Annotated in this window: 28 protein-coding genes and 5 pseudogenes; 23 read left to right on the top strand and 10 right to left on the bottom strand. The window is 72.8% G+C overall.

Annotated elements, in window-relative coordinates:
- Nucleotides 1-11: 11 nt before the first annotated feature.
- From MF408_RS14935 to MF408_RS14910, 6 genes and pseudogenes are all read left to right on the top strand, one after another.
- Complete coding sequence (locus MF408_RS14935; RefSeq protein WP_240248363.1) at nt 12-917, top strand: carbohydrate kinase family protein; 906 nt, start codon at nt 12-14, stop codon at nt 915-917.
- The gene (locus tag MF408_RS14930; RefSeq protein ID WP_240248362.1) at nt 914-1840 is read left to right on the top strand and encodes a pseudouridine-5'-phosphate glycosidase; all 927 of its coding nucleotides are present in this window, start codon (nt 914-916) and stop codon (nt 1838-1840) included. Before MF408_RS14935 ends, MF408_RS14930 begins: the two co-directional genes overlap by 4 nt.
- A 208-nt stretch (nt 1841-2048) precedes the next feature.
- Entirely contained in the window at nt 2049-3131 is a 1083-nt protein-coding gene (locus MF408_RS14925) for an FAD-dependent oxidoreductase (RefSeq protein ID WP_240248361.1), read from the top strand.
- Nucleotides 3128-3565 (top strand): hypothetical protein, encoded by a 438-nt coding sequence (locus tag MF408_RS14920; protein WP_240248360.1) that lies wholly within the window; start codon nt 3128-3130, stop codon nt 3563-3565. Before MF408_RS14925 ends, MF408_RS14920 begins: the two co-directional genes overlap by 4 nt.
- Nucleotides 3566-3608: 43 nt before the next feature.
- Nucleotides 3609-4857: pseudogene (xseA, locus tag MF408_RS14915) on the top strand (exodeoxyribonuclease VII large subunit).
- Nucleotides 4844-5098, top strand: coding sequence for an exodeoxyribonuclease VII small subunit (locus tag MF408_RS14910; RefSeq protein WP_240248359.1), 255 nt, complete (start codon nt 4844-4846; stop codon nt 5096-5098). Before xseA ends, MF408_RS14910 begins: the two are co-directional and overlap by 14 nt.
- On the opposite strand, the gene MF408_RS14905 is transcribed toward MF408_RS14910, so the two are convergent.
- A complete protein-coding gene (locus MF408_RS14905; protein ID WP_240248358.1) occupies nt 5095-5667 on the bottom strand; it encodes a DUF4245 family protein in 573 nt (190 codons plus the stop codon). The genes MF408_RS14910 and MF408_RS14905 overlap by 4 nt on opposite strands.
- Nucleotides 5668-5813: 146 nt before the next feature.
- On the opposite strand from MF408_RS14905, the gene MF408_RS14900 reads away from it, so the two are divergent.
- The 6 genes and pseudogenes from MF408_RS14900 (at nt 5814) to glpX (ending at nt 9787) form a co-directional block, all read left to right on the top strand.
- The gene (locus tag MF408_RS14900; protein ID WP_240248357.1) at nt 5814-6209 is read left to right on the top strand and encodes a helix-turn-helix domain-containing protein; all 396 of its coding nucleotides are present in this window, start codon (nt 5814-5816) and stop codon (nt 6207-6209) included.
- Nucleotides 6210-6395: 186 nt separating this feature from the next.
- Nucleotides 6396-6974 (top strand): annotated as a pseudogene (locus MF408_RS14895) (substrate-binding domain-containing protein); the annotation flags it as partial.
- A complete protein-coding gene (locus MF408_RS14890) occupies nt 6971-7765 on the top strand; it encodes an ABC transporter permease (protein WP_240248356.1) in 795 nt (264 codons plus the stop codon). The pseudogene MF408_RS14895 and the gene MF408_RS14890, both read left to right, overlap by 4 nt.
- Before the next feature lie 132 nt (nt 7766-7897).
- Nucleotides 7898-8635, top strand: a complete 738-nt coding sequence (locus MF408_RS14885; RefSeq protein WP_240248355.1) for an ATP-binding cassette domain-containing protein — start codon at nt 7898-7900, stop codon at nt 8633-8635.
- Nucleotides 8572-8742: a TOBE domain-containing protein gene (locus MF408_RS14880; protein ID WP_240248354.1), complete on the top strand. Its 171-nt coding sequence runs from the start codon at nt 8572-8574 to the stop codon at nt 8740-8742. The genes MF408_RS14885 and MF408_RS14880 overlap by 64 nt, the downstream gene beginning before the upstream one ends.
- Before the next feature lie 31 nt (nt 8743-8773).
- The gene (gene glpX, locus MF408_RS14875; RefSeq protein WP_240248353.1) at nt 8774-9787 is read left to right on the top strand and encodes a class II fructose-bisphosphatase; all 1014 of its coding nucleotides are present in this window, start codon (nt 8774-8776) and stop codon (nt 9785-9787) included.
- Between the two features lie 29 nt (nt 9788-9816).
- On the opposite strand, the gene MF408_RS14870 is transcribed toward glpX, so the two are convergent.
- Complete coding sequence (locus tag MF408_RS14870) at nt 9817-10458, bottom strand: alpha/beta fold hydrolase (protein ID WP_240248352.1); 642 nt, start codon at nt 10456-10458, stop codon at nt 9817-9819.
- Nucleotides 10459-11095: 637 nt separating this feature from the next.
- On the opposite strand from MF408_RS14870, the gene MF408_RS14865 reads away from it, so the two are divergent.
- From MF408_RS14865 to ugpC, 5 genes and pseudogenes are all read left to right on the top strand, one after another.
- Entirely contained in the window at nt 11096-11641 is a 546-nt protein-coding gene (locus MF408_RS14865) for an alpha/beta hydrolase (protein WP_240248351.1), read from the top strand.
- Between the two features lie 176 nt (nt 11642-11817).
- Entirely contained in the window at nt 11818-13176 is a 1359-nt protein-coding gene (locus MF408_RS14860; RefSeq protein WP_240248350.1) for an extracellular solute-binding protein, read from the top strand.
- A complete protein-coding gene (locus tag MF408_RS14855; protein WP_240248349.1) occupies nt 13173-14117 on the top strand; it encodes a sugar ABC transporter permease in 945 nt (314 codons plus the stop codon). Before MF408_RS14860 ends, MF408_RS14855 begins: the two co-directional genes overlap by 4 nt.
- 179 nt (nt 14118-14296) lie before the next feature.
- The gene (locus MF408_RS14850; RefSeq protein WP_275693182.1) at nt 14297-14989 is read left to right on the top strand and encodes a carbohydrate ABC transporter permease; all 693 of its coding nucleotides are present in this window, start codon (nt 14297-14299) and stop codon (nt 14987-14989) included.
- Nucleotides 14971-16103, top strand: a pseudogene (gene ugpC / locus MF408_RS14845) (sn-glycerol-3-phosphate ABC transporter ATP-binding protein UgpC); the annotation flags it as partial. The gene MF408_RS14850 and the pseudogene ugpC, both read left to right, overlap by 19 nt.
- A gap of 109 nt (nt 16104-16212) precedes the next feature.
- Here ugpC and MF408_RS14835 read toward each other — a convergent pair.
- From MF408_RS14835 to MF408_RS14815, 5 genes and pseudogenes are all read right to left on the bottom strand, one after another.
- Nucleotides 16213-16881, bottom strand: a complete 669-nt coding sequence (locus MF408_RS14835; protein ID WP_240248348.1) for a helix-turn-helix domain-containing protein — start codon at nt 16879-16881, stop codon at nt 16213-16215.
- A gap of 106 nt (nt 16882-16987) precedes the next feature.
- Nucleotides 16988-18064, bottom strand: a complete 1077-nt coding sequence (locus MF408_RS14830) for an NAD(P)-binding domain-containing protein (protein WP_240248347.1) — start codon at nt 18062-18064, stop codon at nt 16988-16990.
- A gap of 28 nt (nt 18065-18092) precedes the next feature.
- Entirely contained in the window at nt 18093-18779 is a 687-nt protein-coding gene (locus tag MF408_RS14825; RefSeq protein WP_240251935.1) for an arylamine N-acetyltransferase, read from the bottom strand.
- Between the two features lie 439 nt (nt 18780-19218).
- Nucleotides 19219-19605: pseudogene (locus MF408_RS14820) on the bottom strand (class I SAM-dependent methyltransferase); the annotation flags it as partial.
- Between the two features lie 89 nt (nt 19606-19694).
- Nucleotides 19695-20018 carry a DUF1905 domain-containing protein gene (locus MF408_RS14815; protein ID WP_240248346.1) on the bottom strand — a complete coding sequence of 108 codons (324 nt, stop codon included), beginning with the start codon at nt 20016-20018 and terminating at the stop codon, nt 19695-19697.
- Nucleotides 20019-20365: 347 nt separating this feature from the next.
- Here MF408_RS14815 and MF408_RS14810 point away from each other — a divergent pair, with 347 nt between their 5' ends.
- The 4 genes and pseudogenes from MF408_RS14810 (at nt 20366) to MF408_RS14795 (ending at nt 23233) form a co-directional block, all read left to right on the top strand.
- Entirely contained in the window at nt 20366-20614 is a 249-nt protein-coding gene (locus MF408_RS14810) for a hypothetical protein (protein WP_345893738.1), read from the top strand.
- Between the two features lie 32 nt (nt 20615-20646).
- On the top strand, nt 20647-21114 hold the full coding sequence (locus tag MF408_RS14805) for an SRPBCC domain-containing protein (RefSeq protein WP_240248344.1): 468 nt from the start codon (nt 20647-20649) through the stop codon (nt 21112-21114).
- Nucleotides 21111-21452: a metalloregulator ArsR/SmtB family transcription factor gene (locus MF408_RS14800; RefSeq protein WP_240248343.1), complete on the top strand. Its 342-nt coding sequence runs from the start codon at nt 21111-21113 to the stop codon at nt 21450-21452. The genes MF408_RS14805 and MF408_RS14800 overlap by 4 nt, the downstream gene beginning before the upstream one ends.
- Before the next feature lie 91 nt (nt 21453-21543).
- Nucleotides 21544-23233, top strand: a pseudogene (locus MF408_RS14795) (fumarate hydratase).
- A 31-nt stretch (nt 23234-23264) separates the two neighbouring features.
- Here MF408_RS14795 and MF408_RS14790 read toward each other — a convergent pair.
- The 3 genes from MF408_RS14790 to MF408_RS14780 are packed head-to-tail and all read right to left on the bottom strand — an operon-like array spanning nt 23265 to nt 24192.
- Entirely contained in the window at nt 23265-23624 is a 360-nt protein-coding gene (locus MF408_RS14790; RefSeq protein WP_240248342.1) for a YdeI/OmpD-associated family protein, read from the bottom strand.
- A 7-nt stretch (nt 23625-23631) separates the two neighbouring features.
- Nucleotides 23632-23928: a hypothetical protein gene (locus tag MF408_RS14785; RefSeq protein WP_240248341.1), complete on the bottom strand. Its 297-nt coding sequence runs from the start codon at nt 23926-23928 to the stop codon at nt 23632-23634.
- Nucleotides 23929-23985: 57 nt separating this feature from the next.
- Nucleotides 23986-24192 carry a hypothetical protein gene (locus MF408_RS14780; RefSeq protein ID WP_240248340.1) on the bottom strand — a complete coding sequence of 69 codons (207 nt, stop codon included), beginning with the start codon at nt 24190-24192 and terminating at the stop codon, nt 23986-23988.
- A gap of 25 nt (nt 24193-24217) precedes the next feature.
- Between MF408_RS14780 and MF408_RS14775 the strand changes: the two genes are divergently transcribed.
- Together MF408_RS14775 and MF408_RS14770 are read left to right on the top strand one after the other, a co-directional pair.
- The gene (locus MF408_RS14775) at nt 24218-24970 is read left to right on the top strand and encodes a methylenetetrahydrofolate reductase (protein WP_240248339.1); all 753 of its coding nucleotides are present in this window, start codon (nt 24218-24220) and stop codon (nt 24968-24970) included.
- Between the two features lie 121 nt (nt 24971-25091).
- On the top strand, nt 25092-25640 hold the full coding sequence (locus MF408_RS14770) for a hypothetical protein (RefSeq protein ID WP_240248338.1): 549 nt from the start codon (nt 25092-25094) through the stop codon (nt 25638-25640).
- Nucleotides 25641-26209: the final 569 nt, after the last annotated feature.

Here is a 26209-nt window from a genome sequence, read left to right as displayed (position 1 = left end):
TGATGGCGGCCATGAGCGGCGTGGTCGTGGTCGGTGGGGTCAACGTCGACCTCAAGGCGCGCAGCACCGACCCGCTGGTCGACGGCACCAGCAACCCCGGTCACACGGTGCTCTCCCCCGGCGGCGTCGGCCGCAACGTCGCCGAGAACCTCGCCCGGCTCGGCACGCCGGTCGCGCTCTGGTCGGCCGTCGGGGACGACCCGCTCGGCGACGAGGTGCTCGCCACCACCGCGGCGGCGGGCGTCGACGTCGCGGGCGTACGACGCGCTCCGGCCCACCCGACGGGCAGCTACACCGCCGTGCTCGACTCCTCGGGCGAGCTCGCGGTCGCGGTCTCCGACATGGCGGCCGTCGAGGCGATCCGGCCCGACGACCTGCCGGCGACGATGCTCGACGGGGCGTCGCTCGTGGTGCTCGACGGCAACCTGCTGCCCGACACGGTCGCCCGGGTGCTGGAGCTGGCGGGCGACGCCGCGGTGCCTGCGGTGGTCGAGCCGGTGAGCGTCGCCAAGGCGGCGCGGCTGGCGCCGCTGCTCGGCCCGGCCGTGCACGCGGTCACCCCGAACCTGGACGAGCTCGCCGCCCTGACCGGACACGTGGCGCCCGGCACGACCGACCAGGCCGTGGCGCGGCTGCACGAGGCGGGCGTCGCGCTGGTGTGGGTGCGGCTGGGCCGGGAGGGCTCGCTGCTGAGCGGCCCCGACGGGACGACGCGGTTGCGGCCGGTGCCGGTCGAGGTGGTCGACGTCACCGGGGCGGGGGACGCGATGCTGGCGGCCTTCGCCCACGCCCTGCTGGGCGGTGCCGCTCCCGCCGAGGCGGCGGCGTACGGTCATGCTGCGGCGGCGCTCACCATCGCGAGCGAGCACACCGTCCGCCCCGACCTCACCGACGACCTGGTCAGGAGCCTGCTGTGAACGGACCGGCCCACGAGCTGCTGGAGATCGCCGACGACGTCGCGGCCGCGCTCCGCGAGGGTGCGCCGGTGGTCGCGCTCGAGAGCACGATCATCAGCCACGGCATGCCCTACCCGCGCAACGTGGCGATGGCCCGCGAGGTCGAGGGGATCGTCCGCGACCACGGCGCGGTGCCGGCGACGATCGCGGTGCTCGGCGGCGTGCCGCGGATCGGGCTCGACGACGACGCCCTCGAGCTGCTCGGTTCCGACCCCGGGGTCACGAAGGTGAGCATCCGCGACCTGCCCTACGTCGTCGCCCGCGGCGCGCACGGCGCCACCACGGTCGCCTCCACCATGCGGCTGGCGGCGATGGCCGGCATCCGGGTGTTCGTGACCGGCGGTCTCGGCGGCGTGCACCGCGGCGCCGGCACGACGTTCGACGAGTCGGCCGACCTCACCGAGCTCGCGACCAGCGACGTGACGGTGGTCAGCGCCGGCGTGAAGTCGATCCTCGACATCGGGCTGACGCTGGAGCGCCTCGAGACCCACGGCGTGCCGGTGCTCGTGCACGGCGCGGACGAGTTCCCGTCGTTCTACTCGCGCACCTCCGGGCACCCGGCACCGATGCGCGTCGACTCCGCCGACGAGATCGCCGCGATCATGCGCGCCAAGCGCGACCTCGGGCTGCGCGGCGGCGTGGTCGTCGCCAACCCGATCCCGGCCGAAGACGAGGTGCCCGCCGGGGAGATCACCGGCGTCATCGAGCAGGCGCTCGGCGAGGCCGAGGAGCAGGGCATCCGGGGCAAGGACATCACGCCGTACCTGCTCGGCCGGATCGTCGAGCTCACCGGCGGCCGGTCGTTGGAGGCCAACATCGCGCTCGTGCGCAGCAACGCCCGCCTCGGCGCCGCCGTCGCGGTGTCGTACGCCGGCCGCGGCTGACCCGCGACGGCGCTGGGCGGGCCGCGTCATACTGCCGTCGTGGCTCCTGCTCCCTCCCCGCCCTGCCATCCTCCTCGTCTCGGAGTCGCGGTGCGACTTCCTCTGCGACGAGTTCGGCCGCTACACCCGTGACTACGAGCTCCTGACCGCCACCAGCGCCGAGGAGGCCGAGAAGGTCGCCACCGCGTCCGCCGAGGCGGGCGGCCAGGTGGCGCTGATCGTCACCGAGTCGCGGCTGCCCGACGCGAGCGCGATGGAGGCGGTGGCCCGGCTGCGGGTCGCCGTGCCGACCGCGCGGCGGGTGGTCGTCGCGCACATCGACCACTTCTTCGCCGACGCCGAGAGCCTCCGCCCGGGGCTCGCCAAGGGCAAGTACGACGCGTTCCTGCTCATGCCGCGCGGCCCGCGCGACGAGGAGTTCCACACCGCGATCTGCGAGCTGCTGTCGGACTGGGGCTCGACGGTGGCCACGCCCGAGGTGACCAGCGTCGACGTCGTGGCGCCGGCCGACGACCTGCTCGCCGGGCGGCTGCGCGACTTCCTCGACCGGATGGGGTTCCCCCACCGCCGCCACGACCCCGACTCCGAGGTCGGTGCCGAGCTGGTCGCGCGCTACCGCACCGAGCAGGGAGCGGAGCCGACGATCCCGCTGGTGCGGAGCACCCGCCTCGAGCTGATCACCCCGCACTCCGTGGCGGACCTGGCGGCCGCGCTCTACGGCCGGCCGGACTCCATCGACCCCGAGGGCGCCCACACCGTGGTCGACCTCTGCATCGTCGGGGCGGGCCCCGCCGGCCTCGCCGCCGCGGTCTACGGCGCCTCCGAGGGCCTGAGCACGGTGGTGGTCGAGGCCGAGGCGATCGGCGGTCAGGCCGGCACCAGCTCGATGATCCGCAACTACCTCGGCTTCCCCCGCGGTGTCTCGGGGATGCGCCTCGCGCAGCGGGCCCGCAACCAGGCGATCCGCTTCGGCACCCGGTTCTTCACCGGCTGGGAGGTGCGGGGCCTCACCCCTGCGCAGGACGGCGGCCCCCACCTGGTCCGCACCGACGGCGGCACCGTCCACGCCCGGGCGGTCGTCGTCTCGACCGGCGTGACCTACCGCAAGCTCGGGGTGGACCCGGTCGAGGACCTGGTCGGCCGCGGCGTCCACTACGGCAGCGCGATGTCGGCGGCGCGTGAGCTCGAGGGCGGCGACGTGTTCGTGGTCGGCGGGGGGCAATTCCGCCGGCCAGGCCGCCATCCACCTCGCCCGGTTCGCGCGGTCGGTGACGATCGTCGTACGCCGTGACGGCCTGGAGGCGACCATGTCGCAGTACCTGGTCAACGAGATCGCCTACCACCACCGGATCTCGGTGCGGCCGAACGCCGCGGTCGTCGACGGGGGGCGGCAGCGGGCGGCTCGAGTGGATCGGGCTCCGCGACACCCGCACCGGCGCCACCGAGCGCTGCGACGCCGACGGGCTCTTCCTGCTGCTCGGCGCGGAGCCGCGCTGCGAGTGGCTCCCGCCCCAGATCGCCACCGACGACCACGGGTTCATCCTCACCGGCCGCGACGTCCCGCCGGAGGCGTGGGTCGACGGGGTGCCGCCGGCCAACCTCGCCACCACGGTGCCGGGCGTCTTCGCGGTGGGCGACATCCGGGCCGGCTCGATGAAGCGGGTGGCCGCCGCGACCGGCGAGGGCGCGTCCGTCGTACCGCTGGTGCACGCCCACCTGGCCTGACACCCTGCCGATCCGTCGGCCCGATCCCCTAGGTTCGTCGTCCGTGGCCCTCGAGACCTCGCCGGAGAAGCCGGCGCCCGTGCGGGCGATCGCCAACGCGATCGCCGGTTGGGTCGACCGGCTCGGCGTGGTGTGGGTCGAGGGCCAGGTCGCGCAGGTCAGCCGCCGTCCCGGCATCAACACCGTGTTCCTGACCCTGCGCGACTCCGCGCCGGGCGTCGACATCTCGATCCCGGTCACGTGCTCGCGGGTGCTCTTCGACGGGCTGCAGCCGCCGCTCGTCGAGGGTGGCAGCGTCGTGATCCAGGCCAAGCCGTCCTACTACGCCAACCGCGGCACGCTCTCGCTCTACGCCCGCGACATCCGGATGGTCGGGCTCGGCGAGCTGCTGGCCCGGCTCGAGCAGCGCCGCCAGCTGCTCGCCGCGGAGGGCCTGTTCGCCGCCGAGCGCAAGCGGCCGCTGCCGTTCCTCCCGCGGCGGGTCGGGCTGGTGACCGCGCCGCGCTCGGCGGCCGAGCGCGACGTCGTCGACAACGCCGCGCGGCGGTGGCCGGGGGTCGCGTTCGAGACCGTGTACGCCGCCATGCAGGGCCCGCGGTCGGCGGCCGAGGTCATCGACGCGGTCGAGCGGCTCGGCGCCCGTGCCGACGTCGACGTGATCGTGATCGCCCGCGGCGGCGGGTCGGTCGAGGACCTGCTGCCGTTCTCCGACGAGGGCCTGCTGCGGGCCGTCGCGCGGGCCCGCACGCCGGTCGTCTCGGCGATCGGGCACGAGCCCGACACCCCGCTGCTCGACCTCGTCGCCGACCGGCGCGCGTCCACGCCGACCGACGCTGCCAAGCTGGTCGTCCCCGACGTGGCCGTCGAGACGGGCCGGGTCGAGCAGGCGCGCGCCCGGCTCCGGCAGGTGGTCACCGCGCGGGTCGTCCACGCCCGGGCCGAGCTCGACGCCCTCCGCTCCCGGCCGGCGCTCGCCGACCCGCGCACGCTGCTCGACCGCCGCGAGGGAGGAGCTCGCCGGCCTGGCCGAGCGGATGCGTCGCACCCTCGGCCACCGGCTCGATCGAGCGGCCGACGACATCGCCCACCACCGGGCGCGGGCCCGCGCGCTGTCGCCGCTGGAGACGCTCCGGCGCGGCTACGCCGTGCTCCAGGACGCCGACGGCCACGTCGTCGCGAGCGCCGCCGGTGTCGAGGGCGGCATCCCGATGTCCGTGCGCGTCGCCGACGGCCGGATCCATGTCACGACCACCCGCAGCGAGCTGCTCGAGGAGACCGATGAGCACGAGTGACCCCGCCGACGAGCGTCCGTCCTACGAGGAGGCCCGCGACGAGCTGGTCGAGGTCGTCCGCCGCCTCGAGGCGGGCGGCACGACGCTCGAGGAGTCGCTCGCGCTGTGGGAGCGCGGCGAGCGGCTGGCCACGATCTGCCAGGAGTGGCTCGACGGCGCCCGCGAGCGGCTCGACGCGGTGCTGGACGGACGGGGCGCGACCGACGAGGACGACGGGGCCGGCGGGGACGACGGGGCCTAGGGAGCCTGCCGCTCGACCGGCGCGTCGGTGAGCCGGTCGATCACGTCCTGCAGCTCAGCGGCCGGGGCCGAGCCCCACACGAGCACGGTGCGGCCACCGACCTCGGCGGCGTACGCCGTGTCGCCCTCGCCGTCGGCGTACCCGCTCCACCGCCCGGCGACCGAGTCCGGCGAGCCGTAGGGGTCGATGGGGTCGGCGTCTTCGACGACGTAGCGGTCGAGCAGGTCGGACACCGGGGCGTCCTCCTCGTGGATCCCGACGAACCGCTCCTCGTCGGTGAGCAGCCGGATCTCGAACACCGGGTCGGTGCCCGCCTCGACGTCGAACGCGGTGGCCGTCCACCCCTCGGGCAGCGTCGCCGGGTAGACCGGGTCGAGGCCGGAGTCCTGGGCCTCGGCGGCGATCCGCAGGTGGTCGACCTGGTCCGGCTCGACCTCCAGGTCGGAGCGGAACAGCCCGAGCAGCCAGAGCAGCAGGGCGACGCCGAGCACCACCAGCAGCAGCGCGCCCACCATCCCGCCGAAGGAGCGCTGGTACTTCCCCGGGCGGCCCACCTGCGTCGTGCTCATGACCGCACCATCGTCCCAGCGCCCCCGGGACGCGGTCGCGGCGACCCCGGGATCCGGCCACCACGGGCCGCACACCTCGCGAGGCGCGGTACCGCAACTGCGGCTGTCCTCTGGCATTTCCGCCGCATCTGCGGAACCATGGCCGCATGGCGGAGTACCGGATCGCGGAGGCGGCCGACCTGCTCGGCGTCAGCGACGACACCCTGCGGCGCTGGGTGGAGGCGGGCCGGGTGGCGACCCGCAGCAGCGGCGGCCGCACCGTCGTCGACGGCGCCGACCTCGCCGCCCTGGCGGCGTCGCTGGTCGACGACGCCGAGCGCGACCGCACCCGCGCCGGCCGGGTGAGCGCGCGCAACCGGATGTCGGGGATCGTCACCCGGGTCACGAAGGACACGGTGATGGCGCAGATCGAGATGGTGTGCGGCCCCTACCGGCTGGTGTCGCTGATGAGCGCCGAGGCGGCCACCGAGCTCGGCCTGGAGCCCGGCGTGCGCGCGATCGCGTCGGTCAAGTCCACCAGCGTCGTGGTGGAGCGGCCGTGACCGCCTCCCCTGCCGCCGGCCCGCGGCGCCTCCGCCGCCGGGTCGTCGCCGGTTCCGCCGTGGTGGCCCTGCTGCCGCTCGCCGCGTGCGGCGGGGAGGACGGCACGACGCTGCGGGTGCTCGCGGCGGCGTCGCTGACCGAGGTGCTGGACGACCTGGCGGCGACGTTCGAGGCCGGGCACGAGGGCGTCGAGGTCCGCGTCTCCCTCGGGTCGAGCACCGACCTCGCCGAGCAGGCGGCCGACGGCGCCCCCCGGCGACGTGCTCGCGACCGCGGACGAGACCTCGATGCAGGTCGCCGTCGACGCCGGGGCGGCCGGCGACCCGGCGCTGCTCGCGCGCAACCGGCTGGTGGTCGTGACCCCGCCGGGCAACCCGGCCGGCGTCGCGGGGCTCGACGACCTGGCCGGCACGACGTGGGTGCGGTGCGCGGACGAGGCGCCGTGCGGCCGGCTGGCCGTGGAGCTGCTCGCCGCCGCCGGGGTCACCGCTGCGCCGGCGAGCCTCGAGGAGGACGTCCGGGCGACCCTCGACAAGGTGGTCGCCGGGGAGGCCGACGCCGGGCTGGTCTACCGCACCGACGCCGTCGCGGCCGGCGACACCGTCGAGACGGTCGAGGTCGCCGGCGGCGGGCAGGCCACCGACTACCTCGTCGCGACCCTCGACCAGAGCACCGGCCCCGACCTGGCCGCCGACTTCGTCGCGCTGCTCACCGGCCCGCAGGGCCGCGAGGTGCTCGCCGACGCCGGGTTCGAGCTGCCGTGAGCCGCGACCCGCTGGGGCGGGCGCCGCTGGTGCTGCTCGCGCCCGCCGCGCTCGGCGTACTGGTGCTCGTGGTGCCGCTGCTCGCTCTCGTCGCCGCGACCGAGCCCGCCACGCTGGTCGACCAGCTCACCTCCGAGGCCGCCCGCCAGGCGCTGTGGCTCTCGGTCACCACCTCGACCGCGGCGACCCTCGTCGCCCTGGTCCTCGGCCTGCCGCTGGCCTGGGTGCTCGCCCGGGTGCGGCTGCGGGCGCGGCGCCTGCTGCGGGCGCTGGTGATCGTCCCGATGGTGCTGCCGCCCGTCGTCGCCGGCATCGCCCTGCGCGCGGCGTTCGGGCGCAGCGGCCTGCTCGGCGAGCCGATTCTCGACCTCACCGGCTTCGCGTTCCCCTACACGACCTGGGGCGTCGTGCTCGCGCACGTCTTCGTCGCGATGCCGTTCCTGGTGATCAGCCTCGAGGGCGCGCTCCGCTCCACCGGCAGCGGGTACGACGGCGCGGCGGCGACGCTGGGCGCCGGCCGGTGGACGACCTTCCGCCGCGTGACGCTGCCGCTCGCCCTCCCCGGCCTCGCGGCCGCGATGGTGCTGGCCTGGGCGCGCTCGCTCGGCGAGTTCGGCGCCACGATCACGTTCAATGGCAACTACCCCGGCACCACCCAGACGATGCCGACGCTGATCTACGTCGAGCGCCAGGCCGACGGCGACGCCGCCCTGGCGCTGAGCCTGCTGATGCTCCTGGTCTCGGTCGGCGTGCTGGTGGCGCTGCGCGACCGCTGGCTGGTGACGGCGTGACCGGCCCGGCCGACGCGGCAGGGCTGGCCGCCCGGCTCCGGGTCGACGACCGGCTCGACCTCGCGCTGACGGCGGCACCGGGCGACGTGGTGGCCGTGGTCGGCCCCAACGGGGGCCGGCAAGAGCACGCTGGTGCACGCGCTCGCCGGCCTCGAGCAGGCCGACGGCACGGCGGTGCTCGACGGCGAGGACCTGCTGCCGCTGCCGCCGCAGCGGCGACGGGTCGGCGTGGTCTTCCAGGACCAGCGGCTGTTCCCCCACCTGACCGCCCTCGACAACGTCGCGTTCGGCCCGCGCGCGGCGGGGCTCCCGCGCGCGGCGGCGCGCCGGACGGCCCGGTCGTGGCTGGAGCGGCTCGGCGTCGCGGACCTCGCGGACCGCCGGCCGCGGCGGCTCAGCGGCGGGCAGGCGCAGCGGGTCGCGATCGCCCGGGCCCTCGCCGCCGAGCCGCGGCTGCTGCTGCTCGACGAGCCGTTCGCGGGCCTCGACGTCGGCGTCGCGGCGGCCCTGCGGATCGAGCTGACCCGGCACCTGGCGGCGTTCGACGGCGTCACCCTGCTCGTCACCCACGACGCGCTCGACGCGCTCACGCTCGCGACCGTGGTGGCGGTGCTCGACGACGGGCGGCTGGTGCAGGCCGGCCCCCGGAGGAGGTCGCGGCCCGGCCCCGCACCGAGCACGTCGCCCGTCTGGTGGGCCTCAACGTCGTCCGTGAGGGCGACCGGCTCCGGGCGTTCCCGCCGTCCGCGGTCACTGTCTCGCTGCACCCGCCGGCCGACTCCAGCCGCAACCGCTGGCGCGGCGTCGTGCGCTCCGCAGCGCCACACGGCGACGCCGTCCGGCTCCAGGTCGCCGGCGAGCAGGACCTGATCGCCGACGTCACGCCGGCGGCGACGCGCGAGCTGGTGCTCAGCCCCGGCCGCGAGGTGTGGCTGGCGGTGAAGGAGACGGCGGTGACGACGTACGACGCCTCCTGACCGCGCCGACCGGGCCGGATAGGGTTCGACCATGACGGACCCCCTCTCCCCGCACCCCCAGGCCCCCGACCGCAACCTCGCGCTCGAGCTGGTGCGGGTGACCGAGGCGGCCGCGATGGCGGCGGGCCGGTGGGTCGGTCGCGGCGACAAGAACGGCGCCGACGGCGTCGCGGTCAACGCGATGCGGGTGATGATCTCGACGATCGGCATGAACGGCGTCGTCGTCATCGGCGAGGGCGAGAAGGACGACGCGCCGATGCTCTTCAACGGCGAGGAGGTCGGCGACGGCACCGGCCCCGAGTGCGACGTCGCCGTCGACCCGATCGACGGCACCACCCTGACCGCCAAGGGCATGAGCAACGCGATCTCGGTGCTGGCGGTGGCGCCGCGCGGCTCGATGTACGACCCGTCAGCCGTGTTCTACATGGAGAAGCTGGTCACCGGGCCCGAGGCGGCCGACGTCGTCGACATCCGCTACCCCGTCGCCGAGAACATCCACCAGGTCGCCAAGGCCAAGGGCGCCAAGCCCTCCGACGTCACCGTGGTGCTGCTCGACCGGCCGCGGCATGCCGCGCTCTCGGAGGAGATCCGCCAGACCGGCGCGCGGATCAAGTTCATCACCGACGGCGACGTCGCCGGCGCGATCTCCGCCGCCAGCTCGAGGTCGGGCGTCGACCTGCTCCTCGGCATCGGCGGCACCCCCGAGGGCATCATCGCCGCGTGCGCGATGAAGGCGCTCGGCGGCACCATCCAGGGCCGGCTCTGGCCCACCGACGACGACGAGCGGCAGCGCGCGATCGACGCCGGCCACGACCTCGACCCCGACCACGTGCTCACCACCGACACCCTGGTCACCGGCGACGACTGCTTCTTCGTCGCCACCGGCATCACCGACGGCGAGCTGCTCCGCGGCGTGCGCTACCGCGCCGGCGGCTGCACCACCGAGTCGCTCGTCATGCGCTCGCGCAGCGGCACGATCCGCACCATCACCTCCGAGCACCAGCTGCAGAAGCTGCGGAGCTTCAGCTCGATCGACTTCGACTGACCTGCGGCCCGGCCGGGGAGGGACCGCCCTCAGGCCGTCGCGCCGACGGCCTGCGCGCCGCCCGCGACCTGCTGGGTCAGCGCCCGGCCGACGACGTCGATCACCCGCGGGTCGACGGCCATGCCGAGGTGGGAGGCGCGGACCTCGACGGCCGAGCCGTCGGGGTCGATGCAGGCGCGCCAGTCGACGATGCCGTCGCGCCGGGAGTAGACGTTGGTCATCCGCACGCCGGCGGGCACGGGGCGCCGGGTCTCGAGGAACGATGTCTCGGCGCACGAGCCGGAGACGCAGTCGACCGACATCAGGCCGGGCACGCCGACACCCGCCAGCCGGGTCAGCAGGCTGACCCCGCCGGTCAGCAGCCGGTGGTGCGCTGCCGGCGCGAGCATCGGGCTGCCCATCGTCACGATGCCGGAGACCAGGTCCGGCCGGCGGACGGCGATGCCGCGGGCGATCATGCCGCCGAGGCTGTGCCCCACGACCTGCACCCGCGCGCCGCGCCGCTCGGCGACCTGCTCGAGCCGCTCCTCCAGCGCGGTCGCGGCGTCGAGCGTGCAGCCGATGTTGGCGGTGATGTCGGACCGGTAGGTGCGGAAGCCGCGGTCGCGGAGCGAGCGCGCCATCAGCTCGAGCGTCCAGTCCCCGGCGAGGAAGCCGGGGACGAGCAGCACCGGCTCGGCCGCGCGGACCGCCGCCCGGACGGCGTACGGCGTGCGGCGGCGGCCCCCGGAGCTCCGAGCCCCGGTGCAGGGCGAGCCGGGCGGCCTCGGCGAGCAGGCTGGTCTCCCGGAGCACCGCCGCGAGCGGCGGGCGCCCGAACCCGTCGGGCAGCAGGAAGGGAGCCAGCACACTGCTCACGGTGCCCGAGCCTACGTGGTTGAAACGTGAACCGTTGGCCGTTCGGCACACTGGTGTTCATGTCCACCTCACCCGCAGTGACCGTGTCCGACGAGCTGGTCGCCCCGCTCCCCAACGGCATCGAGCTGTGCTACCAGACCTACGGCGAGCCCGACGCCGACCCGCTGCTGCTCGTGATGGGGCTCGGCGGTCCGATGACCTGGTGGGACCACGACCTCTGCGAGAGGCTGGCGCGACGGGGGTTCTACGTCGTCCGCTACGACAACCGCGACACCGGCCGCTCGACGCGGTGCCAGGGACGGGTCACGCTCCCGACGCTCGCGAAGGCGTTCGTCGGCCTCGAGGTCCGGGCGCCGTACACGATGGCCGACCTGACCGAGGACGCCTTCCTCCTGCTCGACCACCTGGGCCTCCCCCGCGGCGCACGTCGCCGGCGCCTCGATGGGCGGCATGATCGCGCAGACGATGGCGGTGACCCGCCCCGACCGGGTGCGGTCGCTGACCAGCATCATGTCGACGACCGGGCGCCGCACCGTCGGCTGGCAGCACCCCGCGCTGCTGCCGACGCTGGTGACCCCGCGCGGCCCGAGCCGCGACGCCTACGTCAAGGGCAGCACGAAGGTGTGGAAGATGATCGGCTCGCCCGGCTTCCCGCACTCGCCGGAGGAGCTGGAGAAGCGCGCGGGCGAGACCTACGACCGCGGCGTCAGCCGGGCGGGCGTGGCGCGGCAGATGCTCGCGGTGCTCACCCAGCCCGACCGCACGGGCGACCTGCGCTCGCTGCGGCTCCCGGCCGCCGTCATCCACGGCCTGGCCGACCGGATGGTCCACGTGTCGGGCGGCCGGGCCACCGCGATGGCGATCCCGGGCGCGGAGCTGATGCTGTTCGACGGCATGGGCCACGACTTCCCGGTCGCGCTCTTCGACACCATCGCCGACGCCGTCCGGCGCACCGCCGACCGGGCCACCGACCGCACATCCGACCGGGCCGGATGACCCACCGCGGGGGCGCTCTGCGACCGGCGGGACTGGAACCGCCTCGCCGCGGGTACCTGTCGGCGAGCCACGCGCCGGATGGGGTAGACAAAATCTGAACTTCCCGCGAATGTGGCTTCTGGTCACACGATCGGGAGGATTCAATGGCGAATCGCTCGGGAGGACCGGCGTCCCCGTTGACGGGGCGGCGGGGGGTGAGCGGGTCTCGACCCGCACGGAGGGCGCTGGCCGCGTTCGCGACCGCGACCCTCACCGCGACCCTGCTGTCCGCGTGCGGCGACTCCGGCAAGCCCGTACTCAACTGGTACGTCAACCCTGACGGCGTCCCCATCTTCGAGAAGTACGCCGAGGAGTGCAGCACCGACGAATACGAGATCTCCGTCGAGCTGCTGCCTTCGAGCGCGACCGACCAGCGCGTCCAGCTGGCGCGCCGGCTCGCGGCCGAGGACTCCTCGACCGACCTGATGAACCTCGACCCCGTGTTCGTGGCGGAGTTCGCCAACGCGGGCTGGCTCGAGGAGATCACCGACGACAACACCGAGGACGACCTCGCCTCCGAGATCACCGGCAGCATCGAGGGCTCGGGCAACTACCTCGCCGGTGCCGCGGAGACGGTGGTGTGGGACGACAAGCCCTACGCGATTCCGTTGTGGGCCAACACGCAGGTGCTCTGGTACCGCAAGTCGCTCGCCGAGCAGGCCGGGCTCGACATGGAGCAGCCGGTCACGTGGCAGCAGGTCATCGACGCCGCGGCCCAGAACGGCGGGTCGGTGGGCGTCCAGGCCAACCTCTACGAGGGCTACATGGTCTGGATCAACGCCCTGGTGCAGGGAGCCGGCGGCGAGATCGTCTCCGACACCGAGGCCGGCCGCGACGCCTCCGTCGACATCGACTCCGACGCCGGACGGGCGGCGGCCGAGGTGATCCAGCAGCTCGCGGACTCCGAGGCGGCGCAGCCTGACCTGACGGTCTCCAACGAGGGCACCAGCCTCGGGCTGATGTTCGCCGAGGGCGGCGCCGGGGAGTTCATGGTCAACTGGACCTTCGTCTACAAGAACTACGAGGGCCTGATCGGGGCGCCCGGCGGACCGGCCGACGAGCAGGCCTTCGAGGACCTCGGCTGGGCGCGCTACCCCGCGACCGTCGAGGGCGAGCCGTCGAAGCCGCCGGTCGGCGGCATCGACATCGGCGTCGGCGCCTACACCGAGAACCCCGAGTTCGCGATGGAGGCCGCCCAGTGCATCACCTCCACCCAGGCGCAGGTCGACCTCGCGCTCGAGGCGGGTCTGATGCCCTCGACCAACGACGCGTACGACGAGGTCGCCGCGAGCGGTGACTACCCCGAGGACCTCGTCGAGCTGTTCCGCACCAGCGTCGACGAGGGCGGGCCGCGGCCCAAGACGGCGTTCTACGCGATGATCTCGAGCGCCGTGCAGCAGACCTGGCACTCGCCCAACTCCGTCGATCCCGACTCGACCCCGAAGGAGTCCGCGGAGTACGTCCAAGAGGTGCTCCGAGGGGAGGCGCTGCTATGACCTCGACCGCGATCCCGCCGGCCCCGGCGCCGGCGACCAAAACCCGCAACGGCGCGAGCGACCGCTCGAAGGCGGAGAACCGGCTCGGCCAGAAGCTGGTCGCGCCGGCCATCGTCCTGATGCTGCTGGTCACGGCGTTCCCGATGCTGCGGGCGATCTGGCTGTCGGTCTACGACTACGCCCTGACCGCTCCCGACGACCGCAGCTTCATCGGGATCGACAACTACGTCACCGCGCTCACCGACCCGCTGTTCTGGAAGTCCACCGGCATCACCGTCCTCTACATGCTGGTCACGGTGGCGATCGAGCTGGTGATCGGGTTCATCTTCGCGCTGGTGATGCACCGGGTGATCTTCGGCCGCGGCATCGTCCGCACGTCGATCCTCATCCCCTACGGCATCATCACCGTCGTCTCCGGCTTCACCTGGCAGTTCGCGTTCTCCTACCAGAACGGCTTCGTCAACGGGTGGCTGCCGTTCATCAGCGACGACTTCAACTGGTTCGGCGACACCACACCGGCCGTGATCGCGATCTGCATCTCGGAGATCTGGAAGACCACGCCGTTCATGTCGCTGCTGCTGCTCGCGGGCCTCGCGCAGGTCAGCGAGGACATGATCGAGGCGGCGAAGGTCGACGGCGCCACCTGGTGGCAACGGATGTGGAAGGTGGTCATCCCCAACATGCGGGCGGCCATCATGGTCGCGATCCTGTTCCGCGCGCTCGACGCCTACCGGATCTTCGACAACATCTTCGTGATGACCAACGGGGCCGAGGACACACAGTCGATCAGCTTCCTCACCTACCGGCAGACGATCGAGCAGTTCCAGCTCGGGATGGGCTCGGCCCTGTCGGTGCTGTTGTTCCTCTCGGTGCTGCTGATCGCGTTCCTCATCATCAAGCTCTTCCGCGTCGACCTGGCGCAGGCCCGGCAGGAGGGGTGAGGCGGCCATGAAGAAGTTCGGTATCGCGCTCGGCGTGCTGGTGATCCTGGTCTGGTGCCTGCTGCCGGTCGCGTGGATCATCTCGATGTCCTTCAAGGACGAGGCCTCGATCACCAACGGCAACCCCGGGTTCTTCCCGGCCGAGGGCACGTTCGCCGGCTGGGGAGAACTACACGGCGGTGTGGGACAACGACCAGTTCCGCCGGGCGATCCTCAACTCGATCGGCATCAGCCTGATCGCCACGCTGCTCTCGGTGATCGTCGCGACGCTCGCGGCGTACGCCATCGCCCGGCTCGAGTTCAAGGGCAAGCGGCTGGTGCTCTCGCTGAGCCTCGCCATCGCCATGTTCCCGGTCGTGTCGCTCGTCGGACCGCTCTTCGACATGTGGCGCACGTTCGGGATCTACGACACCTGGCCGGGCCTGATCATCCCCTACATGTCGTTCACGCTGCCGCTGGCGATCTGGACGCTGTCCGCGTTCTTCCGCGAGATCCCGTGGGAGATGGAGCAGGCGGCCCAGGTCGACGGCGCCACGTCGTGGCAGGCGTTCCGGCGGGTGATCGTGCCGCTCGCGGCCCCCGGCGTGTTCACCGCGGCGATCCTGACGTTCTTCTTCGCGTGGAACGACTTCGTCTTCGGCATCTCGCTGACGTCGACCGAGGCGGCGCGGCCGATCCCCGCGTCCCTGGCGTTCTTCGTCGGCTCCGACCCGTTCAACCGACCGGCCTCGCTGCTCGCGGCGGCAGCCGTGATCGCGACGATCCCGATCATCGTCATCGTCCTCATTTTTCCAGCGCAAGATCGTCGCCGGCCTCACCTCCGGCGCAGTGAAGGGATAGGGGTGCCACCGACATGGCTGCCATCACGCTGAAGAACATCGTCAAGCAGTACGGCGACGGCTTCCCCGCGGTCAACGACGTCTCGATCGACATCGCCGACGGCGAGTTCATGATCCTCGTCGGTCCCTCCGGCTGCGGGAAGTCGACGCTGCTGCGGATGATCGTCGGCCTGGAGGACATCACCTCCGGCGACATGATCATCGGCGACCGGCGCGTCAACGACCTCGCGCCTCGCGACCGCAACCTGGCGATGGTGTTCCAGAACTACGCGCTCTACCCGCACCTGAGCGTCTACGAGAACATCGCGTTCCCGCTCCGGCTGGCGAAGATGCCGAGCGCCGAGGTCGACCGGCTCGTCAAGGAGGCGGCGGACACGCTGGAGCTCACCGAGCACCTGGACCGCAAGCCGGGCAACCTGTCCGGCGGCCAGCGGCAGCGGGTGGCGATGGGGCGCGCGATCGTCCGGCAGGCCGACGCGTTCCTCTTCGACGAGCCGCTGTCGAACCTCGACGCCAAGCTGCGCGGGCAGATGCGCACCGAGATCGCGCGGCTGCAGGAAGCGGCTCGGCATCACCACGGTCTACGTCACCCACGACCAGACCGAGGCGATGACGCTCGGCGACCGGGTCGCCGTGCTCAAGCGGGGCCTCCTGCAGCAGCTGGCGACGCCGCGGGAGCTCTACGAGAACCCGGGCAACCTGTTCGTCGCCGGATTCATCGGCTCGCCGCCGATGAACTTCCTGCCGTGCGAGGTGTCGGGCAACCGTGCGAAGCTGCCGTTCGGCGAGGTCGAGCTGCCGGCCGACAAGGCGCGAGCCGCCGAGGGCAAGGGCCTGCTGATGGCGGGCATCCGCCCCGAGCACTTCGAGGACGCCTCGATCGTCAGCCGCACCGGCCGCGGCGACACCGGCGGCTCGACGTTCACCGCGCCGGTCGAGGTCGTGGAGTGGCTCGGCAACGAGACCTACGCCTACATCCCGTTCGAGGCGCCGCCGGAGGGTCGAGGCGCAGCTGCGCCAGCTCGAGCAGGACCTCGACGGCGAGTCGCTGCGCACCCAGCTGGTGATCTCGCTCGACGGCGCCAGCCAGATCCGGGAGGGCGAGAACGCCGAGATCTGGGTCGACTCCAGCAAGATGCACCTGTTCGACCCGGCGACGGGCGAGAACCTCACCGTCGACCGCGAGAACGCCGGCACGATCCCCGAGCCGCGGGTCGCGGAGCCGGCCGCCGGCTGAGCGGCGGGCCCCGGCCGGGTCAGCCGGCCGGGGCCGGCTCCAGCACGGAGTGGCCCAGCCAGTCGGGCAGGGCCTGGCGCACGGCCGCCGGCGCGTCGACGCGCACGGCGCCGTCGCGGACGGTGCGCTCCCAGCGCAGGTCGCCGCGCCACAGCAGCGACAGCGTGCGCAGGTCGGAGGTCACGTGGGCGTCGACCTCGTAGCCGGGGTCGAAGTCGCACAGGTCGACCTCGCCCCGGTGCGCGACCAGCCACCACTGCGCCGACCGTGGGCGGGCGTCGGTCGCCACGAACCGCACGACGGTGCGGGCCACCGGCCACCGCTCGGCCGGCACCGACCGGCTGATGTGGAAGAACAGGAACTGCGGGTCGAGGTCGTCGTCGCGCAGGTCGAGCCAGCTCGTCCCCCACGCGGCGATCGCGTCCACCACCGGGCCGAGCGCCCGGCCCGCCTCGGTCAGCTGGTACGACGTGCGGGTGCCGCTGCCGAACCGGACGAGGAGCCCGGCCCGCTCGAGGCGGCGCAGCCGCTTCGACAGCAGCGCCGGCGACATCCGCGGCACGCCGCGGCGCAGCTGGTTGAACCTGGTGCTGCCCATCAGCAGCTCCCGCACCACCAGCATGGTCCAGCGCTCGTCGAGCACCTCCATCGCCTTGCTGACCGGACAGAACTGTCCGTAGTCGGTCATGGCCGCACTCCCCCTCCGGTCCGCCCCTCCAGGGGGACCGAGGTTCAGTAGAACCGGGCCGGGCGCCCGAGCGCCAGTACTTATCCTGTAGCGCTGCCGGTGCTGGTCAGCCGGCGGCCGCGACGGCGTCGGGCTCGGTGAGCAGACGGCGTACGGCGAGCGCGGCAGCGCGACCGGCCCGGTTGGCGCCGATCGTGCTGGCCGAGGGGCCGTAGCCCACGAGCTGCACCCGCGGGTCGGCGGCCGCGGTGACCGCGGTCTGCACGTCGGCCCCCTGCCGGACCAGCGCGATGCCGCCGTGCTCGCTGCGCAGCCGCAGCGGCGCGAGGTGGGCGACGGCGGGCCGGAAGCCGGTCGCCCAGAGGATCACGTCGACCGGCTCGTAGGCGCCGTCGGCCCACCGCACGCCGTGCGGCTCGATCCGGTCGAAGATCGGCCGCCGCCGGTAGGCGCCGAGCTCCTCGGCGAGCCGCTCCTGCGGGCGCAGCGCGAGCCCGGTCACGCTGACCACGCTGGCGGGCGGGAGGCCGCGGCGGACCCGCTCCTCGACGAACGAGATCGCCTGCCGGCCGACGTCCTCGGTCCAGTCCTCGCGCCACACCGGCTCGCGCCGGGTCACCCACAGCGTCTCGGTCACCGGCGCCAGCTCGCCCAGGAACTGGACGGCCGAGGCTCCGCCACCGACGACGAGGACCCGCCGGCCGGCGAAGTGGTCGGCGCCGGGGTAGTCGACGGTGTGCAGCTGCTCGCCGCGGAACGTCTCCTGGCCGGGGTAGCGCGGCACGAACGGGCGCGTCCAGGTGCCGGTGGCGTTGACGACGGTGCGTGTGGTCCAGGTGCGGTCACCGGCGTGCACGACGAGCAGGTCGCCGTCGTCGGTCACCCGGTCGACCCGCACCGGCCGCAGCACGGGCAGCCGGTGGTCGCGCTCGTAGCGGGCGAACCACGCCGGCAGCACCTCGTTGGCGCGGTCGCGGGAGCCGCCCGGCGCGGGGGCGGCGGGGAGGTCGGCGACGCCGTGGACGTCCTCCATCGTCAGCGAGTCCCAACGATGCTGCCACGCCCCGCCGGGGCGCTCGTCGGCGTCCAGCACGACGTGGTCGAGGCCCAGGCGGCGGAGGTGGTACGACGCGGACAGGCCGGCCTGGCCCGCCCCGATCACCACCGCGTCGTGTGCCTCCATGCTGGACCCAACGCGGCAGGCCGCGGGCTTATGCCGACGGTGCCGACCCGGCGAGCCGGTCGACCAGCCGCTGCTCCTCCTGGGGCGTCAGCCCGGCCCCGAGCTCACGCACCCGGGCGAGCAGCTCGCCGTCGGCGAGCTCGCGGTGCTCGGTGGCCCGCCCGGGCCGCCGTACGGTGATCGTGGTGCCGGTGAGCGAGACGTGCTGCCCCGGCAGGTGCCGGGTCAGCATCAGCCCGTGCCGGAAGTGCGACGCCGGGAACGTGCTCGTGTAGTGGTGGCCGATCACCACGTCGACCGGCAGAACGGGCAGCTCGTCGGTGGTGTGGGTGAGCTCCCAGCCGGCCTCCCGGTGCCGGTGGAGCTCCCAACCGCCGGTGTCGTTGCGGCGCACCCGGTAGGGCCAGCCGCGCTGGTCGCTCTCGGCGCCGTCCGCGAGCGGCGCCGGCCGCAGCAGGCTCATGCCGAAGCCGGGGTCGCAGAGCAGGCGCCGCCCGTCGAGCCGCACCTCGACGGTCATGTGGGTGCGGCCCTGCTGGGTCCCCGCCGCAGGGTCGCCCACGCGGCCCAGCCGCCGGGTCACGTCGTAGCCCAGCCGCTCGAGAGCCGCCGCGAAGATCGTGGCGTGCTCGAAGCAGTAGCCGCCGCGGCCCCGCCCGACGAACTTGGCGTCGACGGCGTCGAGCCCCACCCCCGGGTGCTGCTCGAGCAGCACGTCGACGTTGTCGAAGGTGAACGTGCGCACGTGCGCCTCGTGCAGCTCGGCGAGGGCGTCGGCCGACGGGTCCCGCGCAGGTACGCCGAGCCGGCGCAGGTAGCCGGCCACGTCGAGGCGCCCGACCTCCCACGCGTCGGCGGTCACGCCGCCTCCCCTCCCGGGAGCGGGGCTTGCGCGCCACCACGACGTAGTTCTTCGGCATGCCGGCGGCCGTGTACTTGTGGTCGACGTCGAGCTCGGCGTAGAACCGCTGGAGGCGGCCGGCCAGCCACCGCGTGAACCGCAGCGTCGGCGCGGCGCGGAGGGCCGCGGCGCGACTCATCCCGAGCCCGCGCAGCGCCCTCGGGTCGGCCGGCAGGTGCCGGCTCATCTCGCGGAACTGGTAGGAGACGGTGCCGAAGTAGCCCTCGAGCCAGTCGATCCGCTCGATGCGGAAGCCCGCCTCCTCGAACAGCCGGCGCAGCGCGAACTGGGTGTAGCGGAAGTAGTCGTGCGGCTGCTCGTGCTCGGCGTAGAACAACGGCACCGAGCAGAACAGCAGGCCGCCCGGGCGGAGCACGCGGTGCAGCTCGGCGAGCGCCTTCGCCGGCTCCGGCAGGTGCTCGAGCACCTGGTTGAACAGCACCCGGTCGAAGCGGCCCTCCTCGACCGGGATGTCGGTCAGGTCGCAGACGTAGTCGAGGTCGCCGTAGTCCTTGTCGACCTGCGCGAAGTCGGCGGTCTCGAACGTGGCGTGGGAGAAGAACCGGCGGTACGGCGACGTGCCGGCGCCCGCGTCGAGCACCAGCATCCCCGGCTTGGTGCGCCGGCTGAACCGGCGCACCTGCGTGCGCAGGTGCACCCGGGAGGAGTTGACGAGCTGCTTGTCGGCCACCGCGCCACGCTATCCCCGCGGCGGGCCGGTTCCGCGCACTACCCGAGGTTCCGCCGCGGGGCGTCGGGGCGGGTCCGGTCGCGGTTGAGACCCATCTCGACGTCGACCACCATGCCGAGCTCGATGCCCTCCGCCCGGCGTACGGCGTCGCGGAGCGGCAGCAGGTAGCGCCCGTCCTTCGGGAACAGCGCGGTCGTGAACTCGGTCTCGCCGATCCGGACGACGACGGGCACCTGTCCCCAGTACTCCAGGCCCTTGGCGGCGTCCTTGACGTCGTCGCTGTCGTCGACCGGGATGTCGGCGTAGTAGAACGGCGCCGGGCCGCGCCACTCGATCACCGGCGCGGCGAACTGGAACTCCACGAGGGTGAGCGTAGGGCTCGTCGCCGACACTCTGCCTCCTCCGGAGATTGTCGCGCAACCATCGGTTGCGCGATCCGTCTCGGTCGCCTAACGTGGTGCAAACCAAAGGGTGCACGAAAGGGACAGGGACATGATCGACATCTGGCACCGGGTAGGCGCGGTCGCGCCGATCGACGAGGTCTACCGGGCGATCGCGACGCCGGAGGGCGTCGCGGCGTGGTGGACCGACGAGACCAGCGGTGAGGGCACCGTCGGCAGCGAGATCGAGGTGACGTTCCGCCGGGGAGTCCGGCGAGCTCGTCGGCTCGATCCGGTTCGAGGTCGAGGAGCTCGAGCCGAGCAAGAGGGTGGTGTGGCGGTTCACCGGCGAGGAGCCCGCGGAGTGGCGCGGCACCCGCGCGCAGTTCGAGCTCACCGAGGCCGACGGCGGCTACACCATCGTCAACTTCGGGCACGTCGGCTGGACCGAGGAGGTGGAGTTCCTCCACCACTGCAGCACGAAGTGGGCCAGCTACCTGCTGAGCCTCAAGCAGCTGGTCGAGACCGGCACCGGGGCGCCCTCACCGCGCGACGTGACGATCAGCGACTGGCACTGACCGTGTGCGCACCGGATGGGAGACTGACCGCCATGGCCGTCAGTGATGTCGGGGAGCACGCCACCATCGAGCGGTCGCTCTACATCGAGGCGTCGCCCGACGTGGTGTTCACCGTCATCAGCGATCCGGCGCACGTGCGGGAGTGGTGGGCCGACGACGCGGAGTTCGCGGCCGGCGAGCCCGGCTGGCTCGGCTTCGGCGACCTGGAGGCCGGCGGCAAGCGGGTCCGGTTCCAGGTGGCCGACGCCGTGCCCTCTCGGTTGTTCTCCTTCTGGTGGACCCACGAGGACGGGGTCGAGCCGGGTCTGGGCACCGCCAACCTGGTGGTGTTCGAGCTGGAGCCGTCCGGCACCGGCACCCGGCTCTCGTTCAGGGAGTCCGGCTTCCGCCAGCGCGGGTGGACCGAGGCGAAGGCCCGCGAGGTGCACGCCGACCACAGCAACGGCTGGGACCACTTCCTGGGCGTGCTCACGACGTACGCCGCCGGGGTGGCCCGGTGACCACCGCCGTCGACGACGAGCTGTGGTCGGCGATCGGCGACCCGACCCGTCGCCGGATGCTCGACCTGCTGCTGGCCGAGGGCGGCGGCACCGCCACCAGCCTCGGGGCGCAGCTGCCGGTGACCCGGCAGGCCGTCGCCAAGCACCTCGGCGTGCTCGACCGCGCCGGCCTGGTCCACGCCGACCAGGTCGGCCGGGAGCGGCGCTACCGGGTCGACGAGGTCCAGCTCGGCCGCGCCGCGGCCGAGCTGGCCGAGGTCGGCGCGGCGTGGGACGCCCGGCTGCGCCGGATCAAGCGGATCGCCGAGCGCATCGAGCGGGCGTCCGAGCAGCACTGAGCGGCCCCCGGCGCGCGGTCGTCGGCGGCGAGGACGACGTGGTCGATGCCCAGCCGGCTCGTCGGAGGAGGGGACGCTACGCTCCGTCGTCGTGGCTGACGCAGAGTTCCTCTACTCCGACCTCCTCCCGACCGGCACGGACCGGACGCCGTACCGGCTGGTGACGACGGAGGGCGTGTCGACGTTCGAGGCGGGGGGCCGCACGTTCCTCCAGGTCGAGCCGGAGGCGCTGCGGCGGCTGACGGCGGAGGCGATGCACGACATCAGCCACTACCTGCGGCCGGCCCACCTGGCCCAGCTGCGGCGGATCATCGACGACCCGGAGGCGTCGGGCAACGACCGGTTCGTGGCGCTCGACCTGCTCAAGAACGTCAACATCTCAGCCGGCGGCGTGCTCCCCGATGTGCCAGGACACCGGCACCGCGATCGTGATGGGCAAGAAGTCGGAGGGCGTGCTGACCGGCGCCGACGACGGTGAGGCGATCAGCCGGGGCGTCTACGACGCCTACACGCGGCTCAACCTGCGCTACAGCCAGCTCGCACCGCTGACGACGTACGAGGAGAAGAACACCGGGAGCAACCTCCCGGCGCAGGTCGAGATCTACTCGACGCCGCAGCCGGCGGGCGCGGCGCCGGAGTACAAGTTCCTCTTCATGGCCAAGGGCGGCGGCTCGGCCAACAAGTCGTTCCTGTTCCAGGAGACGAAGGCGATCCTCAACCCCAAGCGGATGCTGACCTTCCTCGACGAGAAGATCCGCTCCCTCGGCACGGCCGCGTGCCCGCCGTACCACCTTGCGGTGGTGATCGGCGGCACCAGCGCGGAGTTCGCGCTCAAGACGGCGAAGTACGCCTCCGCGCACTACCTCGACGGCCTGCCGATCGAGGGCTCGATGGCGGCGCACGGGTTCCGCGACCTCCAGCTGGAGGAGGAGGTCTTCAAGCTGACGCAGGGCTTCGGGATCGGCGCCCAGTTCGGCGGCAAGTACTTCTGCCACGACGTCCGCGTCGTGCGCCTCCCCCGCCACGGCGCCTCCTGCCCGGTGGCGATCGCGGTGTCGTGCTCCGCCGACCGGCAGGCGCTCGGGAAGATCACGGCCGACGGCGTGTTCCTCGAGCAGCTCGAGACCGACCCGGCGAAGTACCTCCCCGACACCACCGAGGCCGACCTGATCCAGGGCGGCGAGGTCGTGCGGATCGACCTCAACCGCCCGATGAGCGAGATCCGCGCCGAGCTGTCCAAGCACCCGGTGAAGACCCGGCTCTCCCTGACCGGCCCCCTGGTCGTGGCCCGCGACATCGCCCACGCGAAGATCCAGGAGCGGCTGGACGCGGGCGAGCCCATGCCGCAGTACATGATGGACCACCCCGTCTACTACGCCGGCCCCGCCAAGACCCCCGACGGCTTCGCCTCCGGCTCCTTCGGCCCCACCACCGCCGGCCGCATGGACTCCTACGTCGAGTCCTTCCAGGCCGCCGGCGGCTCCATGGTCATGCTCGCCAAGGGCAACCGCAGCAAGCAGGTCACCGACGCCTGCGCCGAGCACGGCGGCTTCTACCTCGGCTCCATCGGCGGCCCCGCCGCCCGCCTCGCCCAGGACTGCATCAAGTCGGTGGAGGTCCTGGAGTATCCCGAGCTCGGCATGGAAGCCGTCTGGAAGATCGAGGTCGAGGACTTCCCCGCCTTCATCGTCGTGGACGACAAGGGGAACGACTTCTTCACCGACCCGTCGGGGGCTGTGACTGTGCCGCTCTCCGGGATTCGGGTGCGGTCGGCGGGGTAGGGAGCGGCGGGACGCTGGTCCGGGAACGGCGTCACTTCGCCGCGAGCGCACGCAGCCCTTGGTCAGCGTGGACGCCTGGCTCGGCGGCGACTTCTAGGTGCCTTACTTCTTCGTCGGCGCCGGGTACGGGGTCTTGCCCCCGAGCGAGGGCGTCGGTGAGTTGCTCGATGCGGCGGGCGCGGGTCTCCGGGCGTACCGCGGTCTGGATGCGGTTCAGGAAGGCGTAGCGGTTGCGGCCGTCTAGCGCGGCGTAGACGTCGGTGAGGTCGCGCGCAGCCAGGGCGGCGGCGAGGTCGTCGGGCACCGATGCTGTGGCCGGGCTGTCATAGGCGGCGTCCCAGCGGCCGTCTGCTTTCGCCCTTTCGACCTCGGCCAGGCCGGCGGGGCGCATCCGCCCCTCAGCGGCGAGGCGCTCGATGCGCTCGCGGTTGATCTTCGACCAGACGCTCCCTGGCGCGCCGGGGGGTGAACCGCTGCACGTACCACTCGTCGTCGATTCGCCGGGCGATGCCGTCGATCCAGCCGAAGCAGAGCGCCACGTCCACGGCCGTCGTCCAGTCGATCGACGTGACTCCAGTGCCCTTCTTGGCCATCCGCATCCAGACGTGCGAGGCGGTCGACGCGTTGTCGACGAGCCACGCCTCGAACGCCTTGTCGTCCTCGAAGAACACCGCGTCGGTGTGGTCCATCGACATGGCCGCAGCCTAGCCACGCGCAGCCGACCACCGGCTGCAAGGCACTTCGGACCTGCGTCACTTCACCGCCGGTCCGCAATCGGCCGTGCGGCTGAGCAGGACGCGGTGCGTATGGTTCACCGCGACGACGTTGGCAGGAGGCAGGCGATGGATTCGTCGCAAGGGCGCGAACTGCTCATGTTCAGCATCACGCCCCCGCGCGCCTCGACGTCTTCTGAAGAGGCTCATCGGATCGCCCAGGTCACCATTGACCGGCTCCGCCACCTGAACCTCGACGCTCTTGTCGTCTATGACATCGACGACGAGAGCGATCGGAACCCTGCCGAGCGTCCTTTTTCCCTATCTGCCAACACAGGACGCCGGCGACTTCCATACCCAGCACCTTGTCGACTGGGATCGCCCGGTCGTCGTCTACCGCTGCGTCGGCAAGTACGCCAAGAGCGACCTCGAGGCCTGGCTTGCTGGACAGGATCCCCAGCGGGTGCGAACTGTGTTCGTGGGTGCGTCCTCGAGCTCCAAGCAGGTACTGACCACTCTCCCCGAGGCTCAGGATCTCTGGCGGAACACGCGACCCGAGCTGCCGTTGGGCGCCGTCGCGATACCGGAGCGACACTCGAGCACCGGGGTGGAGCACGACCGGATGCTGCGCAAACAGCGTGACGGCGCGTCCTACTTCGTGACTCAGGTGGTCTACGACGCACCCGCAGCGATGAGCATGGTCTCGGACTACCACTACGCCTGTATCGACGCCGATCAAGAACCAGCTCCGGTGATCTTCACGCTCTCCGTCTGCGGCTCGCTGAAGACCCTGGCGTTCCTGGAATGGCTCGGGGTCGACATCCCGCGCTGGATGCGCAACGAGCTCGAACGATCCGACGATCCGCTGTCGTCCTCGTTCGATCACTGCTTGGCCGCCGCCCGGGAGCTGGCGAGCTTCTGCCGCCGCCTCGGCGCGCCGTACGGATTCAACGTCGAGAGCGTCTCCATTCGGCGCACCGAGATCGACGCCGCCGTGCGCCTCGCCGAACGGCTGCAGACATAGATCGCCCGCAGCACGGGCCTCCCTTCGCATAGCCGGTGGGTCGGACATCCCCCCGCCGATGCGCTGCCGGAGAACGAAACCTGGTGTACGACGCGGAACGAGACCGCCTAGCGTTGCGCGCGTGAAGCCCGAGGAGGTGCGCCGGCTGGCGGGCTCAGCGCCCGAGCGGTGGCGTGAGCTCGAGCTGGTGCACCGCTCGGACGACCTCGAGCTGCGGGTCACGCTGCGGCATGGCGAGCTCGACGGCGTACGGCTGTCGGACGGCCAGCGGATCCACGAGCGTGGCGCGCCTCCGTCGTCGTGGACGGTGCGGCCGCTCGAGCCGTATCCGACCAACTACCAGTGGTCGGCGATGCTCGATCCGTACGAGCTGACCGAGGGCGTCGTGATCAGCGACGTACGCCGCGAGGAGCTCTTCGGTCGGCCGGTGGTGACGTTCGTCGCCAGGGCGGTGACCGGCTATGACCCGATCTGCTCCTGCTGCCCGCTGGTCTTCTCCGAGGCCTCGCAGCGGCTCGAGTACGGCGACGACTGGACGGCGTCGCCCGGCGAGCTGCCGGACGGCGTGGACATGGCGCTCGACCTCGAGGTCGGGATCGTGGTCAGCAGCCGCGATCGAGGCGGCCGGCTCGGGAGCTGGTTCACCAACGAGATCCTGCGCGCCGCCTGAGCGCGGCACGACGGCGGCCGCTGCGAGCGGTCGACTCCGGGCCGGAAACGCGTTGACACCCCGCCCCGCGAGGCGGACCGTGGATCGAATGAGGGTCCTCGTCCTGGGCTCCGGACCGACCGGGTTGCTGACCGGCGCGACGCTGGCGGAGCGCGGGCACGAGGTCGTGTCGGTGGACCGCGATCCCGGGCCGACAACGGACGGCACCTGGCGGCGACGCGGGGTCATGCAGTTCGAGCACGCGCACGGGTTCCGGCCACAGGTGGCCGACGTGCTGCAGCGGCGATGGCCGACGGCGTACGACGCGTGGCTGGCCGCCGGCGCGGAGCCGATGACGATCGGCGACATGACGATCGGCAACCGGTCGCGGCGTTCGGTCATGGAGCGAGCACTCCGCACCGCCGCCGTGGACGCAGCCGACCTCACCCTCCGCACGGGACACATCGACGCGCTGCTCACCGACGACGGCCGGGTGACGGGCGCGGTGGTCGACCACGTTCTGCTGCCGGCGGACCTCGTCGTCGACGCCTCCGGCCGCTCGAGCCGGATCGACCGGACGACCGACCCGG

Source organism: Nocardioides sp. TF02-7, assembly GCF_022437945.1.
In the GTDB taxonomy this organism is placed as follows: Bacteria; Actinomycetota; Actinomycetes; order Propionibacteriales; family Nocardioidaceae; genus Nocardioides.
This window is presented reverse-complemented; position numbering and strand designations above follow the sequence as displayed.

Excerpts from the sequence above, each read along its gene's own strand:
- MF408_RS14935 (WP_240248363.1), top strand. The coding sequence starts at position 12 with ATGAGCGGCGTGGTCGTGGTCGGTGGGGTCAACGTCGACCTCAAGGCG.
- MF408_RS14910 (WP_240248359.1), top strand. The coding sequence starts at position 4,844 with ATGAGCACGAGTGACCCCGCCGACGAGCGTCCGTCCTACGAGGAGGCC.
- MF408_RS14905 (WP_240248358.1), bottom strand. The coding sequence starts at position 5,667 with ATGAGCACGACGCAGGTGGGCCGCCCGGGGAAGTACCAGCGCTCCTTC.
- MF408_RS14900 (WP_240248357.1), top strand. The coding sequence starts at position 5,814 with ATGGCGGAGTACCGGATCGCGGAGGCGGCCGACCTGCTCGGCGTCAGC.
- glpX (WP_240248353.1), top strand. The coding sequence starts at position 8,774 with ATGACGGACCCCCTCTCCCCGCACCCCCAGGCCCCCGACCGCAACCTC.
- MF408_RS14865 (WP_240248351.1), top strand. The coding sequence starts at position 11,096 with ATGATCGCGCAGACGATGGCGGTGACCCGCCCCGACCGGGTGCGGTCG.
- MF408_RS14855 (WP_240248349.1), top strand. The coding sequence starts at position 13,173 with ATGACCTCGACCGCGATCCCGCCGGCCCCGGCGCCGGCGACCAAAACC.
- MF408_RS14835 (WP_240248348.1), bottom strand. The coding sequence starts at position 16,881 with ATGACCGACTACGGACAGTTCTGTCCGGTCAGCAAGGCGATGGAGGTG.
- MF408_RS14830 (WP_240248347.1), bottom strand. The coding sequence starts at position 18,064 with ATGGAGGCACACGACGCGGTGGTGATCGGGGCGGGCCAGGCCGGCCTG.
- MF408_RS14805 (WP_240248344.1), top strand. The coding sequence starts at position 20,647 with ATGGCCGTCAGTGATGTCGGGGAGCACGCCACCATCGAGCGGTCGCTC.
- MF408_RS14790 (WP_240248342.1), bottom strand. The coding sequence starts at position 23,624 with ATGCGCCCCGCCGGCCTGGCCGAGGTCGAAAGGGCGAAAGCAGACGGC.
- MF408_RS14785 (WP_240248341.1), bottom strand. The coding sequence starts at position 23,928 with ATGTCGATGGACCACACCGACGCGGTGTTCTTCGAGGACGACAAGGCG.
- MF408_RS14775 (WP_240248339.1), top strand. The coding sequence starts at position 24,218 with ATGACATCGACGACGAGAGCGATCGGAACCCTGCCGAGCGTCCTTTTT.